Source organism: Allobosea sp. LjRoot9, from assembly GCF_964252745.1.
Classification (GTDB): domain Bacteria; phylum Pseudomonadota; class Alphaproteobacteria; order Rhizobiales; family Beijerinckiaceae; genus Allobosea.
On sequence record NZ_CAXUPC020000004.1, the window covers coordinates 189,072 to 204,458 of the forward strand.

General features: G+C 63.5%; 16 protein-coding genes and 1 pseudogene. 1 reads left to right on the plus strand and 16 read right to left on the minus strand.

Features of this window, described 5'->3' with window-relative positions; genetic code table 11:
- Positions 1-56: 56 nt before the first annotated feature.
- Positions 57-551, plus strand: a complete 495-nt coding sequence (locus tag ACSQ3P_RS18205; RefSeq protein WP_436166925.1) for a L,D-transpeptidase — start codon at positions 57-59, stop codon at positions 549-551.
- 243 nt (positions 552-794) lie between these two features.
- Here the strand turns inward: ACSQ3P_RS18205 and ACSQ3P_RS18210 are convergent, their stop codons facing one another.
- The 16 genes and pseudogenes from ACSQ3P_RS18210 to ACSQ3P_RS18285 all read right to left on the minus strand — a co-directional run bounded on the left by ACSQ3P_RS18210 (position 795) and on the right by ACSQ3P_RS18285 (position 14,793).
- Entirely contained in the window at positions 795-1,361 is a 567-nt protein-coding gene (locus tag ACSQ3P_RS18210) for a hypothetical protein (protein ID WP_436166926.1), read from the minus strand.
- 655 nt (positions 1,362-2,016) lie between these two features.
- Positions 2,017-2,601 carry a protein-S-isoprenylcysteine O-methyltransferase gene (locus tag ACSQ3P_RS18215; protein ID WP_436166927.1) on the minus strand — a complete coding sequence of 195 codons (585 nt, stop codon included), beginning with the start codon at positions 2,599-2,601 and terminating at the stop codon, positions 2,017-2,019.
- Positions 2,598-3,827: a hypothetical protein gene (locus ACSQ3P_RS18220; protein ID WP_436166928.1), complete on the minus strand. Its 1,230-nt coding sequence runs from the start codon at positions 3,825-3,827 to the stop codon at positions 2,598-2,600. Before ACSQ3P_RS18220 ends, ACSQ3P_RS18215 begins: the two co-directional genes overlap by 4 nt.
- 177 nt (positions 3,828-4,004) lie before the next feature.
- Positions 4,005-4,367, minus strand: coding sequence for an IclR family transcriptional regulator domain-containing protein (locus ACSQ3P_RS18225; RefSeq protein ID WP_436167185.1), 363 nt, complete (start codon positions 4,365-4,367; stop codon positions 4,005-4,007).
- A gap of 102 nt (positions 4,368-4,469) precedes the next feature.
- Positions 4,470-5,381 carry a flagellin gene (locus ACSQ3P_RS18230; protein ID WP_436166929.1) on the minus strand — a complete coding sequence of 304 codons (912 nt, stop codon included), beginning with the start codon at positions 5,379-5,381 and terminating at the stop codon, positions 4,470-4,472.
- A 23-nt stretch (positions 5,382-5,404) separates the two neighbouring features.
- Entirely contained in the window at positions 5,405-7,147 is a 1,743-nt protein-coding gene (flgK, locus tag ACSQ3P_RS18235; protein WP_436166930.1) for a flagellar hook-associated protein FlgK, read from the minus strand.
- 10 nt (positions 7,148-7,157) lie between these two features.
- Positions 7,158-7,622, minus strand: coding sequence for a flagellar protein FlgN (locus tag ACSQ3P_RS18240; protein WP_436166931.1), 465 nt, complete (start codon positions 7,620-7,622; stop codon positions 7,158-7,160).
- Between the two features lie 23 nt (positions 7,623-7,645).
- Positions 7,646-7,963 carry a hypothetical protein gene (locus tag ACSQ3P_RS18245; RefSeq protein WP_436166932.1) on the minus strand — a complete coding sequence of 106 codons (318 nt, stop codon included), beginning with the start codon at positions 7,961-7,963 and terminating at the stop codon, positions 7,646-7,648.
- A complete protein-coding gene (gene flgE, locus ACSQ3P_RS18250; RefSeq protein WP_436166933.1) occupies positions 7,960-9,222 on the minus strand; it encodes a flagellar hook protein FlgE in 1,263 nt (420 codons plus the stop codon). The genes ACSQ3P_RS18245 and flgE overlap by 4 nt, the downstream gene beginning before the upstream one ends.
- Before the next feature lie 35 nt (positions 9,223-9,257).
- Positions 9,258-9,578, minus strand: a complete 321-nt coding sequence (locus ACSQ3P_RS18255; protein ID WP_436166934.1) for a flagellar hook capping FlgD N-terminal domain-containing protein — start codon at positions 9,576-9,578, stop codon at positions 9,258-9,260.
- Between the two features lie 562 nt (positions 9,579-10,140).
- Positions 10,141-10,422 (minus strand): hypothetical protein, encoded by a 282-nt coding sequence (locus ACSQ3P_RS18260; RefSeq protein WP_436166935.1) that lies wholly within the window; start codon positions 10,420-10,422, stop codon positions 10,141-10,143.
- A gap of 190 nt (positions 10,423-10,612) precedes the next feature.
- Complete coding sequence (locus tag ACSQ3P_RS18265; RefSeq protein WP_436166936.1) at positions 10,613-11,059, minus strand: flagellar protein FliS; 447 nt, start codon at positions 11,057-11,059, stop codon at positions 10,613-10,615.
- Positions 11,060-11,076: 17 nt separating this feature from the next.
- Positions 11,077-12,819, minus strand: a complete 1,743-nt coding sequence (gene fliD / locus ACSQ3P_RS18270; protein WP_436166937.1) for a flagellar filament capping protein FliD — start codon at positions 12,817-12,819, stop codon at positions 11,077-11,079.
- Positions 12,820-12,891: 72 nt separating this feature from the next.
- Positions 12,892-13,446: a flagellin gene (locus tag ACSQ3P_RS18275; protein WP_436167186.1), complete on the minus strand. Its 555-nt coding sequence runs from the start codon at positions 13,444-13,446 to the stop codon at positions 12,892-12,894.
- Positions 13,447-13,547: 101 nt separating this feature from the next.
- A pseudogene (locus ACSQ3P_RS18280) lies at positions 13,548-14,067 on the minus strand (flagellin); the annotation flags it as partial.
- Between the two features lie 135 nt (positions 14,068-14,202).
- Complete coding sequence (locus tag ACSQ3P_RS18285; protein ID WP_436166938.1) at positions 14,203-14,793, minus strand: RNA polymerase sigma factor; 591 nt, start codon at positions 14,791-14,793, stop codon at positions 14,203-14,205.
- Positions 14,794-15,387: the final 594 nt, after the last annotated feature.

Consider the following 15,387-nt stretch of genomic DNA (forward strand, 5'->3'; position numbering starts at 1 on the left):
TAGGTTGCTCAGTTATGGTAATCTCGCTGCTCTACACTGGCTGGGGCTCACACGTGATGTTGCGGACAAGTCTCGTATTGCTTGCGTTGGCGGTTGCCATGCCGGCCGGCGCACGCGAAGTCGTTGCCTATAAGGGCGAGGCGGCGGCGGGCGCGATCGTCATCAAGACCAAGGAACGGCGTCTGTACTGGGTGCGGGGCGATGGCACGGCCATCCGCTATCAGGTCGCCGTTGGAAAAGCCTCCAAGCAATGGCTTGGCGAGGTTCTGGTCGAGGGCAAGCATGTCGAACCCGCCTGGTCACCGCCCGACGAGATCAAGCGCGACAACCCGAAGCTTCCCGATGTCATTCCAGGGGGCTCGCCACGCAACCCGATGGGCGCGCGTGCGCTGACGCTGTCCGGCGGCGGCCAATATGCGATCCATGGCACCAATCGGCCTGAATCCATCGGCACATTTGCGTCCTATGGCTGCTTTCGGATGTACAACGACGACATCGTCGATCTGTTCGAACGCGTCTCGGTCGGAACCCCGGTCCTGGTCCTGCGCTGATCGCTAGAGGCGCGCAGTCTTTCCAGCGGCCGCCTTTGTCACGGTCTGGCGGCGGGCGAAGGCCGGAAACGCTGCCGCTTAGAGACTGTTTGGAAACTCCCTGAGCCCTCATCCTGAGGAGCCATTCCGCGAGGAATGGCGTCTCGAAGGATGCTCCAGGAGGCTCCGGGACCATCTGGAGCATCCTTCGAGACGCCGCTTCGCGGCTCCTCAGGATGAGGGCTGGTATTTCCGACCGGGCTCTTATTGAACGCGATGGGTCGAAAAGGCTGACTCCGTAACCCTGCTGCTGTTGAGAGACCGCAGGCTGGCGATGTAATCAGCCGGATAGAGCAGGGTGTTGCTGGGCGCCTGCAATCCCATGAATGTCGCGACCTCGCCGACCCATCTGTTGCAGTTATAGAGCACGGCGTGCCAGGTCGGAGAGGTCTTCTGCTTCTTCCTGATATAGGCTACGGCGCGGTAATATTGAGCCTCGTTCAGGGGAACCCTGAAGCGTGCCGAGATGTACTCGTCTTCGAGATCGCCGTCGCTGGGGCCGGTCTCGGCCGGAACAGGCAGAACATGCCCGACGGACCAAAGCTGCGGGCCTTCGCCCGCCGGATGTAGCCCGGCGACCTGATCGGCTGTGACCTGGCCGACCTCACCGTTGGCGTTCAGCCGGCCATAGACGAGAAAGGTATGGCCATAGCTGAGGGCGTAGCGCGACCGGAACTCCACGAAATACTGGCCGGCCATAGGACTCGCTTCCCGTCGCGAGGCGCGATGCCGGGTCCCGCGGATGGCCGGAGCGTCCTGCGTGGCGGTCATCCGATTGTCGTCAGGGGGCGAGAAGCGATCTTGCGCCTGGGTCGGGAGCGGGCCGAAGCCGCAGAACAGGCCTGCAGTGCAGGCTATATAGGCCCAAGAGCGCGCTCGTTGGTTCAGGTCAAACCACACCGCATTACTCCTGCTTTCGCGAGGAACGTATATCGGCACAGCGATCACTGTTGCCGTATCGTCGAATGACCGGAGTCATCTCAAACCCAGAGTCAGAAAACGGCCGGTTGGACCGGCCGTTTTTTATTTAGCTGGGGCTAGCCCTTCGTCACGATCGGTGCGGCAGCCGGCGGCGGGGCTTTGCCTTTGCCCTTGCCAAGGGATGCGCATCCTCCGACGCCTAGCAGCGCAACAGATACGGTCAACACCAGAAGCTTTTTCATCGGTTCGCCCTCGTTGAGAACAGTCTAACTATGGAGAATAGAAGTTCGACTACTCGTGCGGATGCGCAACACCATACCCATTTTCCGTGCCGGACAACGGTCGTGAGGCACACTTCATAGTATTCCAGATAGCCTGCGTTTTCAATCACCTAAGCGCAGGAGGTTAAAGTGTTCAGATTTATGGTTTCCGAATGAGGCTTAACAGGCTACCCTGCAGCGATGGCTGCATGCGCTTCAAAACGCGGTGAGAGCTTTTATGTTCCCTAGCTGATTCTCGGCACGACTCGGCCCGTGCGCGCCATGTAGTCAGCGTATTCCGCTCCGAAGGCGTCGAGCATCAGGCGTTCCTCTTGTGCAACGCGAAAGGAATACAGAATGCCGAAGCCGACCAGGCCCGACAGGCCGGCGATAAGGTTCGGCAGCAGCAGGGCCTGCGCGATCGCCCAGAGCCAGAAGGCCGAATACATGGGATGCCGGACATAGCGGTAGACGCCTTCGGTGACGAGGCGATGGCTCTCCCGCAGATCCAGCGACACCGACCAGTTGCGACCGAGCGCGCGATGCGTGAGATGGAACAGGACCAGGGACGCTATCGCGACGACGGCGCCGATCCAGGCCAGCAGCGGCTGGAACGGATAATTCGCAAAGCGTGGAAACCCGGATGCGACATAGATGAAGGGCAGGAGCCCGAGCCCGGTGAACGAGATCGTCAGCAACACGATTTCCCGCATTCCGCGGGCGCTGCGGGAGATCGGCGTGCGCCGTGAGCGCCGCTCATGTGGAATCCGGATGACGTACCAGCCGACGGCAAGCAGGACGTAGATCGCCTTCGCGATGGTCAGGGTCATTGCTGGGGGGCCTCTGTCGGATTTGCGCTAGCCTGCGTCGACGAGGCCGGGTCGAGAACTCTGCCCTCAGTATCGAATGCGTGCATGGCGCCTTCCTTCAATCGTGCTTGCCGTTCCGCATCGAGCGGCCCGCAGGTGAACATGAAATAGTCGTATGGCGCGCGCCGATCGTTGCCCCTGACGAATTGGCAATGCATCCGGTACCAGTTCCTGCGAATGCGGGGATAGCGCGCGGGGTCGAGCATGCGCCTGATGCTGACGCTGCGGATGAGCGGCGAATCCGTCTTGGCGAGGCCCATCAATGGCAGCGGATCGCTGCGGTAGAAGTTCATCACGTCCGAACGCGCCTGATAATCCGCCCAGAACAGTGCGGGGAAGGCGCTCAAGCGCGCAACGGCGGCGCGAAGCCGGCTCGCGCCGCGATGGAGCCCGATCTTGAGCGTCGAGGAGCCGGCGGAGAGAAACGCGATGCGGGGGCCGCCATCCCGCCGCGCCAACCCGGCCGTGATCGCGCGATCGATCAGATCGATGGCGAGCACGGCCCCGAGGCTGTGTCCGATGATGAGAATTTCATCGACCGCGTCGCCCTGCGCCGCCTGGACGATGTCGGCCGCCACGCGCTGCAAGCGATTGTCGAGGACGGCATCGCCACGGCGGATGTAGCGGCGCGAGAAAATCCAATCGTCCAGAAGCAGTCCGAGATAGAGCCAGCGCTGGGCTGCATGAAACAGAACCAGGAAAATGCCGATGCCGGCCCCGATTCCGATCAGGCTGGAGCTGGTCGAGCGCGCCAGAGCCAGCCCCCCAGCCAGAGCGAGCAAGGTCAAGACCGCCAGGATCAGGAAGGGATAGAGAAAGAACATCGCATAGCGCCAGCTGGCGCGCAGATATCCCCAGAACGCTCCAGCCAGGATGAAGTCGAAAAACGACAACAGCCCACCGGGAAGGCGCCGCCACATCGGAGCGGCGCCCATCGTCGCGATCACGTCATCCCAGCGGACCAGGCAGAATTCCGTCTCGCTTTGCCAATTGGCGCCGCGCGTCTGCACCTGCCAGGTCGCCAGATCCTCGCCGATGGCGGGTTCGGACGCCGTGGCCGCCGCCGCCCAGACGCGTTCGAAGCGCCGTAGCTCCCTGACGAACCGGCCATGCACAACCTCCGGGCGGGCATGGTCATACCCGCCAATATGATAGATGCGGCGGCGGAAGACCCTCGCCTCTGTCACCCCCGGCTGTCCCGTCGCCAATGCGTTTCCCGTCCCAATTTTTTGTTACTGGATAGCCTGTGCTTGCTCCAGCAAGCCCCCGTCAAGCGGGTAAGCGCATGCGGATGGTCCAGGCGAGGTGGTCTGGGAACGCAGTCCCGGCCACTCGGAGGCGTGAAAAACAGGGCGCTGACGGGGCTATCGGAGATGGAGAGTGATTATCCCCGGCCTCCCCGATAGCCAAGCCCCCGCGATATGTCGTTCGCAGCCTCGACGACCTGTTCGGCGACCAGTGCGATCATTTCCAAGCTCAGGCGGGTCGACGGCCCCGAGATTCCGACGGCTGCCTCGACCACGCCATTCCCCGAGATTGACGGCATAGCCCCGCGAGCGGATCGTCGACAGCTCGCGCTGGAGAGCCTTGAGGCTATTGACGGTCTGCGGCGTGAGGACGGCAAGGTTCCGCTCGATCCCTTCGATGATATGCGCGGGCTGAAACGCAAGAATCGCCTTCGAACACTTCCGTTCGAAGGCGACGTGATCTAGGGTTTCCGAGCCGATCGCGCCCCGATGGCGGCTCCAGCCTTCGCATCGCCCAGAATGCCTGGAGCGCCCGGGCGGCGGCTCGACAAGCCCGGCCTCGGCCCGGTATCGGGTTGTCGTTCACTTCAGATAGTCGAGCAGGTTGAGCGATTGGATCTTGGCTAAAGCGGCATAGGATGCCTGCAGCTGGGTCTCGTAGGACGAGAGCTGGGCGGCAACAGTGGTGATGTCGACATCCTTCACGTTGCTGATCAGCCCGGAGGTGAAGTCCTGGTAGTCGGTCTGCGTCGCCGAAGCGCGCTCGAGTGTCGCGGCATTGACCGAGAGCCGCCCCTGCACGGCCGAGACCGCGTCGACCGCGGAGACGACGAGATCGGATATGGCCTGCAACGCGTCCGAATCCGGCGTCGTTGTGGCATTCGCTACGGCGCTGAGGGCACGCAGCGCCTGCTCGAAGGCGGTATCGTCGCCGGTCACGCCATAGTTCACCGTGCGCTCGGAAGAGACCCGCACGGAGGCCGTCGTCGCGTTGCCCTGATAATAGGACGTATCGGCGGTATCGATGTCGGTGGCGGCGTAATTGGTGAGATCGACTGCCGGCTGCGTGGTGTCGCTGCCGGCGAACAGATAGCGGCCTTCGAACTGCGTATTGAGCAGCGAGGCGAACTCCGTGAGGTAGCTCTGTGCGGTGTTGGCGAGGGTGGTGTCAGAGGCATCGGTCGCGCTGGCGCTGATGGCGCCGGACAGGCTCGCCCTGAAGCTCGACAACATGTCTGTCATCGAATTGAGCACGTCGTACATGACGTCGATGCGGCTGCCGGCTTCGTCGGCGGCACTGGCATAGGCCTTGGAGCGGGCGAGCGAGACCTCGAGGCTGACGAGGGTCTTCGCCGAGCTGCCAAGCCCGCCATAGTCCGCTGACACCGAGCCCGATGCTTCCTGCACCTGGACTTCGCCCATTTTTGCCTGGGTGCGCAGCGAGGCGGCAAGCATCCTGTCGTTCAAGGCGAAGGTCGCGATGCGCGTGACCATTGTCCCTACCTCCGCTTGGCTTGTCAGCTCGACTGCACGGCCTGGAGCAGCGTGTCGAACATGTTGTTCAGGGCTTCGAGGAGCTGGCCCGCCATCGCGTATTGCTGCTCGAGCTCCGACAAGCGCGCGGTTTCCTCGTCCAGGTTCACGCCCGATTGCGAGGACAGCGAATCCGCAAGCGACTGGCGGGCGGAGGTGCCGCTGTCGAGTGCTGTCGAGGCGCTTGAGGCTGTCGTGGCGATGGTCGAGACGATGCTGGTCGCATAATCGGCGAAGGACGTCGTGCTTGCCTTGAGCTTGCCGGCAGCGGCGAAGCTGTGATTGCCGCTCAAGGCGTCGTTCATCGCCTCAGCGACGCTGCTCTCGCCAACGCTGACGACGCTGGCCCCGACCGTCAGCGTGGACGCGGTCGACAAGGCCGAGGTGGCAAGCAGGCCAGGCGTCGCGAGCAGATCGGAGCGCACCGAGATCGTCGCGGCGCTGCTGCCGGTCAGCAGGTCGTTCAGGCCGAAATAGTCGGAAAGACCCTGGTCGTCGCTGCCGATCGCACTGTCGATGTCCACCACCGCAACGGCGGTATCCGAAGCATCGACCGTGACGACGAGCTTGCCGGCGCTGTTGACCGAGGCCGAGAGGCCGTCGATCGCGTCGATCGCCGAGGCGAGATCACCGACGGTCGTGTAGGCGGAGAGGTCGAGGTCCTGATAGCTGACGAGCGCGCCATCCGCATCGGTCACGGCGAAGCGGACAGTGCCGCTGCCGGACAGGGCGTCGCTGGCGGAAACCGTGGTGGTGCCGGTCAGCGTCGTGGGTGGCGGCGACGAGGTGCCGGCATTGTGGATGCTGTTGAGCGTCTCGATCAGCCCTGCCGCCAGCTCATCGAGCTCGGCCTGGGCTGCCGGGAGCTCGGTGTCGCGCTGCGCGATCAGCGCCCCGACCGTGCCTGAGGTGATCTCGGCGGTGATGTCCTTGCCGTCGACGGTGATGCCGTCGAACACCGTCGCGCTGGTGACCGCCGCGGCGCTGGAATAGGAGAGTTCGTGGACATTGCTGTCGAGCAGCGTCGTGCCGGAAGAGGTGGAAATCCGCATCTGGTTGTCGGACGTCACATAGTATTTGACGTCCATCTGCCTGGAGAGGGTCTGCAGCGCCGTGTTGCGCTGGTCTTCCAGATCGCCCGTGGCATCGCCCCGCGCCTGGGCTGCCGCGATCTGGCTGTTCAGGGTCGCGATGCTGTTCAGGGATGCGTTGATGCTGTCGACGGAGTCCTCGATCCCGTCATCGGCATCGGCGCGCAGGCCCTGAATGCCGGAGGATGTCTCGCGCAGCTGGCTCGCGAGCGTGTCGAGCGCATCGACGACCTGCGCCTGCAGCGTCTGGCTCTCGGGCGTGCCGGCGAGCGAGGACAGCGCCGTTTCGAGATTGGCGATGCTGTTGGCAAGCGAGGTGCCGCCGCTGTCGCTGCCCGTTGTCGAGCCGAGCAGGTTCTGCAGCTTGCTCGCAAAGCTGTCGGTCGAGGTCGCGGCGCCCAGCGTGCTCGTTGAGGCGACGAGATCCTTCAGCAGGTATTTGTCGACATTGCTCCTGATGGCAGTGACTGAGACCCCGGTTCCGACGGTGCCCGTGGAGGCGGAGGTCTGGACCGCGACCTTGCGCGAATAGCCCTCCGTGTCGGCATTGGCGACATTCGAGGAGGTCAGCGCCATCTGCAGCTGCGTGGTCGCCAGCGAGCTGTAGGCGATGCTGCGGATGGCTGTGAACGACATGGCTTACCCTCTAGAGATAGCGGCCCGAGCCAGCGGGAGACGGCGCGCGCGCGGCCGCCAGGCGGGCATTCGCGCCATATTGGTTCGGTGTCGGGGCGGCCTGCTCGCGGATCGCGCGCATGATCGCATCGACGCGACGCCGCGTGGCCGCGATCGATGAGCGCAAACTGTCGACATTGTCATTCATATGCTCGCGCAGGGTCTTGCTGCTCTCGACCAGGCGCTTGTGCACGGCCGCATCGGCGTCACGGAAGTCGATATCCCGGCGCCGGACGCCGGCGACCCAATGGGTGAATTTTTCCGCCAGCTCGCGCTTGCGCTGAACGAGGTGGGAGGTCGATGCCGGCGCGCCGGTGGCGAGGTGGCGATTTTCCTCATCGATGACGAGGATCAGCTCTTCGACGAGCGCAATCACGGCTGCTGCCGCGGCATTCGCCGATTGCCGCGGGTTGCCGGGCGCGGGTGCATCAGGCATGGGTCGATCATCCTTCGGTTCGGTCATGATCGCTTCGGCGGCGTCATGGAAAGCTCATCGGCGCGTTGATAGGCGGTCATGGCGCGATGCGTATTGAGGCGTTTGTCGAGGGCGATGCTCATCTCGTCGCGGGCGCCGCGAAGCGCTTCCAGGACGAGATCGAGATCCGCCAGCGTGACGAGGACCTCGTTGCGCTGCCGCGGCGGGATGCGCCCGGCGCTGCGTTGCCTGGCCTCGATATGGCCTTTCGCTTCCTTGTCGATGCGCGCCAGGCGGGCGAGCAGCGGATCCTCCGCCAGCAGGTCCGGCTGCGCCGCGCGCGCAACCCGCGTCCGTTTCACCGGACCGCACTCAGCAGCGTGTCGTACATGCTGCTGACCGTGGACATGATCTGCGCCGCCGACGAATAAGCCTGCTGGGCCGCCATCATGTTGCTGAATTCCTGGCTCGTGTCGGTGGTGCTGGTCTCCAGCATCCCGCCCGAGATCGTGCCGGCTCCGGCGGTTCCCGCGACATGCATCGAGCTGGCGCCCGAGACGGAGTTCGCGGCATAGACGCCGCTGCTCATCGAAGTCAGGCCGTTGGCGTTGCTGAAGGTCGCCACCGCCACCTTGTAGATCGCGCGGCGCTGATCATTGTCGTAATTCGCGTAGACGGTGCCGTCGTCGCCGATCTCGATGCCGGTCAGCGTGCCATAGCTGATGCCGTCCTGATCATATTCGAGGGAGACGCTGAGAGTGTCGTCCCCGGACGAGAGCTGGCTGAGGCCGCTCGAGCTGTTGGCGGTGCCCATGTCGAGCGTGATCGTGCTGTCGGCGGCGCCGGTCGTCCAGCCGGTGAAGGAGAGCGTCGGCGGGCTGGGCGTGGTGCTGGCCAGCGTCCCGTCGCTGTTGAAGCTGATGCTGATCGTATTGCTCGTCGCCGAGGTGGCGAGTGTGGCGCTGCCGCTTGAATCCGTCACGTCGGAGAAGGCGGCGGTCCAGCTGTTCTCGGCCGTCTTGGTCCAGGTGACCGTCGTCTTCGCCGCCGTTCCCAACGAGTCGAAGATCTCGACATCGCTCTCGAAGGTGTCGCCGACAGCGGCATCCGCCGGCAGGTTGGCTTGCAGCGAGAGGCTGGTCGTTGCCGCAGCGATGCTCGAGACCGAGGTGGTGTCGATGGTTTTCAGCGCGCTGGAACTGGTAGAGCCGGTGATATTGCCGTCGGCGTCGGTCGGCCAGCCCTGCAGGTAATAGCCGTTGCTTGCAAGGTAGCCGGTCTTGTCGATCGTGAACTCGCCATTGCGCGTATAGTAGGCGTCACCATTGGTTGCGCTCGAACTGACGACGAAGAAGCCGTTGCCTTCGATCGCCATGTTGGTGGCTGTCGCCGAAGCGGTCAGCGAGCCCTGGGCGGCGATGTTGGACACACCGGAGGCGGCGACTCCGCCGGCGGAATAAGCGGATGACGAGGAATCCGCGATCAGGCTTTCGAAGCTCGCGGTCGTCGTCTTGTAGCCGTAAGTGCTGGAATTCGCGAGATTTTGGCTGACCATGGCCAGGGCTGCGCTTTGTGCCGACAGGGCCGAGACAGCCGAATTCAATGCGCCGGTGAGACTCATGGCGGTTACTCAACTCTATTTCAGGTTGGATAGAATCAGGCCGAGATATTGAGCTGAGATGCGATGGTATTGACGCTCGAATAGAGATCTGAAACCGTAGACGACAAGGTTGTCATCGTTTCCGACAGCGAAGACAGCGTGTCGTTCATCGCGACTTGCTGGCTGTAGCTGGCGTAGGACATCATCTGCGAATTCATATCGCTGGTGCTCGTCGGATTCGACGGGTCCTGGTTCTGCAGTTGACTGACCATCAACTGCATGAAGTCCGTTTCCGTGAGCGAGGAAGACGACGATGACGAGCTCGTCGACGTGGTCGACGCTGTTGATGCAACCGACGAAACCGAGCTGACGCTCATGACAAACCTCCATCGACAGCCCGGACGGGTGCTGTCCGGGAAGCCTGTGTTGCGATCTGGCCTATGGAAGTGCGGTCTGAGCCGCCTTCAGTATTGATACGGGTGGAGGAGGATTTTCAGGCGCAATTTATTGGCGGCGTCGCAATTCGCGCGAGCGGTGGGCGCTTTGATCTCAATTAAACAAGTATTAACTCTATTCATTAGCTTCTGAGTAAGATTTGGCCGTGCCGGGGGCGTCAGTCGCCGCAAGCAGGCGTCGGCGCGCCCGCCCCCGGGTCCAGCGGATATGCCGGGACACGCTGTGGCAGCGCGGAAGCGCCTTGCTTTCGCGTTTCCGCGGGAAACAAATTTTGATAAGTGAGCCCCGCCGGAGAGCCGCGGCGCCGAAACATCCCGCCCATGATTTCGGAGCGCTGTTCATGGCTCGCATCGAGCCGAGCAAGGCGCGACAGCGCGTCACGCTGTCATCATTCAGGCGACAACGCTGGGATTGGCGGGGCGAATACGGCGTGCCGGGCTTTAGATGAAGCCGACTGTCTTGGCGCCGACTATCTTGGCGTTGTTAGGAGCGCCGGTTTTGCAGATTGGACTGCGTGGCGGATGTCGGCGGCTGTGAAACCGCGCCGACAGCTCCCAGGACGATGCGATCGATCAGGCTTTTGGGCGCCCTGATGGGAGAAACCGATTTGAACGCAGAGCGCAGGCTTCTGGCCTCATCGAGGGTCCTGCGCGCTGCCGGAGAGGCAAGAAGCAAGGCCAGTCCCGGTTGCCGCAGCCCAGCCGGCCAGGTCGCCAGATCGTCGCCATGCCGATCAATCGCGTCCTGAAATTCGCCGAGCTTCATTGCGGTCTCGTTTCTGAGCGTATCTCCTTTGTTGATAAACTGTTTCGCAAATCAGGGAAATAGGCAAAAATCGCCGAGCGAACTCACGCCCGGCCCGGCTGGGCCGAGCGGCGAATGAGGCGGGAAGGCCTGGTGCGCGGTTGGGGTGCGGGCCGGCTCGGCGCTTTGGAGGTTCAGCCGATTGGGATGCTCAGCCGACCCTGGCCGGGCGGATGGCAGCCTGGGGAGGCCGCGGTGCGGGTGCTTCCTCGCGCTTCGGGCTCATGCCGGCGACGATCGCCCAGGAATCGCGCAATTCGCCGAGATGCTTGATGATCTTCATGTAACGAACCGGCGCGTCCGGCTTTCCATAGGCCGTATGGATCGCCACGATGTTATAGGTGTAGGCCTTCATCAGCTGCTGGGAGACGTCCTCTCCCTTGTCGAAGCGCAGATTGTGGCACAAGCCCCGCAGAATCGTGGATGACTTGGAGATGCAGATATAGCTCTCCTCGTGTTTCTTGGCCTCGATGGCGCGAACCGCGCGGTGGAGCTGGCGGATGGCCTCATCGTAAAGCTTCACGACGGCGACGAGCGGATGGACTTGCGCTGCGACCATCCGGTAGGTGGCGATGGCTCGGCTTGCATTCTGGTTCATGTCTCTCGGGTCCATTCTTAATCTTGATCGAGAAGCGCAGTCAGGTAGTCCTGCGTCGATTCCGCCGCGGAAATCGCGGCCTGGTAGCGGGCGTAGCGATTGGTGAGATTGGTCCGGTAGGTTTCGGCGGCGGAGCGGATCGCATCGCTCTTGGTCTGGAGTGTCGTGTCGGTCGCCTCGAGATTGTCGATCAGCGTCTGCAGCGTGCCGTCCGAAGTGTCGGAAGCGGCGCTCGACGTGTTGTAGAGCAGCTCGGCGATGCCCGTGCTCATGGAGACGTCGATCGATTTCGAGGTCGAGCCCGTATAGACGAAGCTGTAGCCCTCATAGGCGGTCCCGGCGGCACCGACGATCCGGGTGCCCTTGATGGTGAAGAGCGAGGAGTCGCCGTTCACCGAGGCCGAGCTCAGCGCCCCGCTGGCATCGACCGTCAGGTCGAGGGTGAAGGCGTTCGGCACATTGGTGCCGCGCGCCAGCAGCTTCAGATCGCTGGACGAGGCATCCATCTGGAAGCTGAGCAGCGCCTTGACCGAGTCGAGATTGTCCAGAAGCGCGTCGTCGAGCGTGTCCTCGTCGAGGACGAGCGTGCCGTCGCTGTCGAAGGAGAGGCCGATCAGCGCCATCGAATTCTCGCCGACGGTGCGCGTGAGCGCGCTGTAGACCGAGAGAGTCGTGCTGCGCATGGTTCCGTCGCCGAACAGCACGGCATCGTCGGCGGCCATGCCATCGCTGGACAGCGTCTGCTGCGTCGTGACGAAATCGCGGAAGGCGTTATAGGCGTCGACCAACGCCTGGATCGCCGTCTTGGCGGAGCTGACATCGGCGCCGATCTCGATCGTGATCGAGACGTCGCTCTCGGTATCCGGGTCGCTCTGGGTCGTCTGGTAGAGATGCAGCGTCACGCCGTCGAGCAGGTCGTCGATGTCGTTGGTGGAGCGGGTGGCGGTGATGCCATCGAGCGTGACGATGGCGTCCTGCGATTCCTGCAGGACATTGGCGAGAGCGCCGGTGCTGTCCGTGACGCCGAGCGAGGCGAGCACATCGTCGCCCGAGACGGTGCTCGCACTGATCGTCTCGCCGGTCTCGCTCGTGGAAAGAATGAGCTGATATTGCGAGGACGACACCTTCAGCACGGTGGCCTGTACGCCGGTGGTGCTCGACTGGTCATTGATCGCTTCGGCGAGATCGGCCAGCGACATGCTCTCGGTGACCGTCAACTCGACGGAACTGCCGCTTTCGGTGCCGAGCGAGATCACGCCGGAATAGCCGAGATCCTCCGAGCTGCTGGCGACAACGCTGCTCGCGATCTTGTGGGCCTTGGCGAGCTGCAGAATCTGGATGTCGTAGCTGCCGACATCGGTCCCGTCCTCGACCGTCGCGGATAGCGAGGAGGCGGCGTCGACATCGCCATTGGCGGAGAGATAGGCGGCCCGGTCCAGGAAAACGTCGGTGGAGCTGTTCGAGGTTCCGGAGACGGCGCGCAGCGCATCGGCGGCGTCCGAGAGATCGTCGAGCAGGGACTGCAGCTGCTCATAGGCGGAGATCTTGGCCTGGTTCGCGGTGATCTTGAGATCGATCGTGTCGGCTTTGCTGAGCTTGGCCTGGACCGAGGCCTCGATGAGCGCGCTCCAATCGATATCGGACGGATCGGTGGTTGCCGAGGTGCTCGACGTGCTGCCCGAGCTCGATGTCGTCGAGGTGCTATAGGCCGAGGACAACAGATCCGACGTGCTCGAACTCGTACTGCTGACTGACGCCATCTCATCGCATCCCGGTGGAAAGGCGGGCCGGAGGATACCGGCCCGCTTCGTTCATCGGATCACTGCATCGGATCACTGCAGCAGCTTGAGCAGTTCCTGCGGCATCTGGTTCGCCTGGGCGGCGGCAGCGACGGAGGCCTGGGTCTTGACCTTGGCTGCGGCCAGGGTGGCGGATTCGGAGGCCACGTCGACATCCTTGATCGCCGAATTGGCGGCCTCGAGGTTCTCGATGCTGGTGGCGATCGTGTTCGAGCGGAACTCGAAGCGCGATTCGAGCGCGCCGATATTGGCGCGGGCGTTCGAGACCGTGTCGATCGCGGCGTCGATCACGGCGATGGCCGCCTGGGCGCCATCCTGCGTCGCGACCGAGAGAGTGGTCCCGGCATCGCGGCCCGTGCTGCTGGTGTCGTCGAAGCCGAGATCGGCGACATCGAAGCTGCCGGTGCCCGCGATGGTGATCCCGGCGGTGGAGCCCGTCGCGGTGTTCGACAGGGTCAGCTTGCCCGTGGTCGCATCGACGGAAGCCGACACGGTGCTGGTGCCCAGCGCCGTATTGATCGCGGTTGCGATGTCGTCGGCGGTATAGACGCCGTCCGAGGCCGTGCCGCCGGTCGCCGACAGCGTCACCGAGGTGCCGTTGACGGTGAAGGAGACGTCGCCGCCGCTGGCGTCATAGCCGCTGGCGCTGCCGACGAGACTGGCGGGAGCCTCATCCGTCGCGGCGGTGATGTCGAGCGCCGAGGTGGTCAGGGCGTCGATCGTCACCTTGATGGTGTCGCTGGTGGCGTTCGAGCCGACGACGACGACCATGCCGTTGGCGAAGTCGCTGGTGCCGTCGAGCAGGCTGGCGCCGTTATAGCGCGTGCTCTCGCTGATGCCGTCGATTTCCTCTGCGAGCTGCGAGAATTCCGCGTCGATATAGGCGCGCTCGGAATCGGTGACGGTGCCGGAGACCGACTGCGAGGCCAGCGCCTTCATGCGCTGCAGCATGTCGCTGATGTTGGAGGCGCCGCCATCGGCGGTCTGCAGGATCGAGGTGCCGTGGGAGGCGTTCGTGGCCGCCTGGGTCAGCGCCGTCACATCGGACGAGATCCGCGTCGAGATGGCGAGGCCCGCGGCATCGTCCGAGGCCTTGGTGATGCGCGAGCCGCTGGCCAGCTTGGACAGCGAGGACGACTGGTCGACGGAGTTCATGTTGAGGTATCGGACCGCCGAATTGGCGGCGATGTTGGTCGAGATCACAGCCATGACGGCTTCTCCTTGCGCGGCTGGGAATCCGCCCTCCAATTCAGGAGGGCGAGGACGCGGTGCTTCCGTGTCTGCCAGTTCAACGGGACGGCAGAGCCAGGTGGGCGCGGTTTCTACGGGAGAAGCGGACTATGGCTAATCGTCTGTGAACGACTGCCGGATGTCGCGTTCCGAACGGCGCAGATGCTTGCGCAGATGCTGGCGGCCGCGCTTGAGCAGGGCCTCGACGGCCGACACCGTCGTCTCCATGATCTCCGCGATCTGCGCATTACTGAAATCGTCGTAATAGGACAGGATGAGGGCGACGCGCTGCTGGTCGGGCAGGCGCCCCATTTCCCGGGTCAGCAGGTCATTGACTTCGTGGCGGTGCAGCGCGGTGAGGGCGTCTGGCTGCTCGTCGATGATCTCGGGCAGGTTCTCCATGCCCTCGGTCTGCGGCCGCCGGCGCATGTCGAGGCAGCGATTGGTCACGACACGGTAGAGCCAGGTCGTGAATTTCGCCCGCCCGGTCTCCCAGCTGCCGCGATGGGTCCAGATCTTGAGCAGCGTGTCCTGGACCACATCCTCCGCATCGGCGGCATTGCGCAGGATGCGCAGGGCCAGCGCATAGGCCCGGTCGACATGGCGTTCGACCAATTGACGGAAAGCCGTCTCGTCGCTGAGCGCGATCAGCCGCAGGAGCTCGTCATCGCGATCCAATGGCCTGCGGATTGAGAGGTCCCCCAAGTTCGGCAGAAGCTCCGTGCGCGCCTCCAGGGCCCCGATCGGCGGCATGGGAACGGCGAATGTCGCGATATCTAGATGAGACGGCGGACAGGTCATAGCGGCATTTCCCAGGGAGAGATCGCGCACAAATCGATGGAGTTGTGGCTTGTCCCTTCCAGTGAAACGGAGCAGCGGCGGAAACCAGGCGCGGAAAAATCAAAAAAAGGTCATAAATTTCAAAGACTTAACTAGGAAAAATTTTCCCAGCACTAGGCAAGAATTGCCGATCGGGAGGCCTGTTCCGGGCACTCTCGAGGCAAGCGGGCACGCGTCGGAGATGGCCCGGCTGCGGGCACGGGCGATCGATCGCCGCTGTTTTCATCCGAGGACGGGACGAATCGCGCGCTCTGAAGGCTGCTCCAGCGCCATTTGCGAGCGCCCTTTTTCCCTTCTCCCCTGGCGGGAGAAGGTGCCCCGCAGGGGCGAATGAGGGGGCGCCGTGCCCTGTCCGGTTGGCGTCGTGTTATGTTGAGCCGGAAAGCTCACAGCGCCCCCTCATCCGTCTCGGCTTCGCCGATCCACCTTCCCCCGCCAGGGGGGAAGGGAAGGATGCTC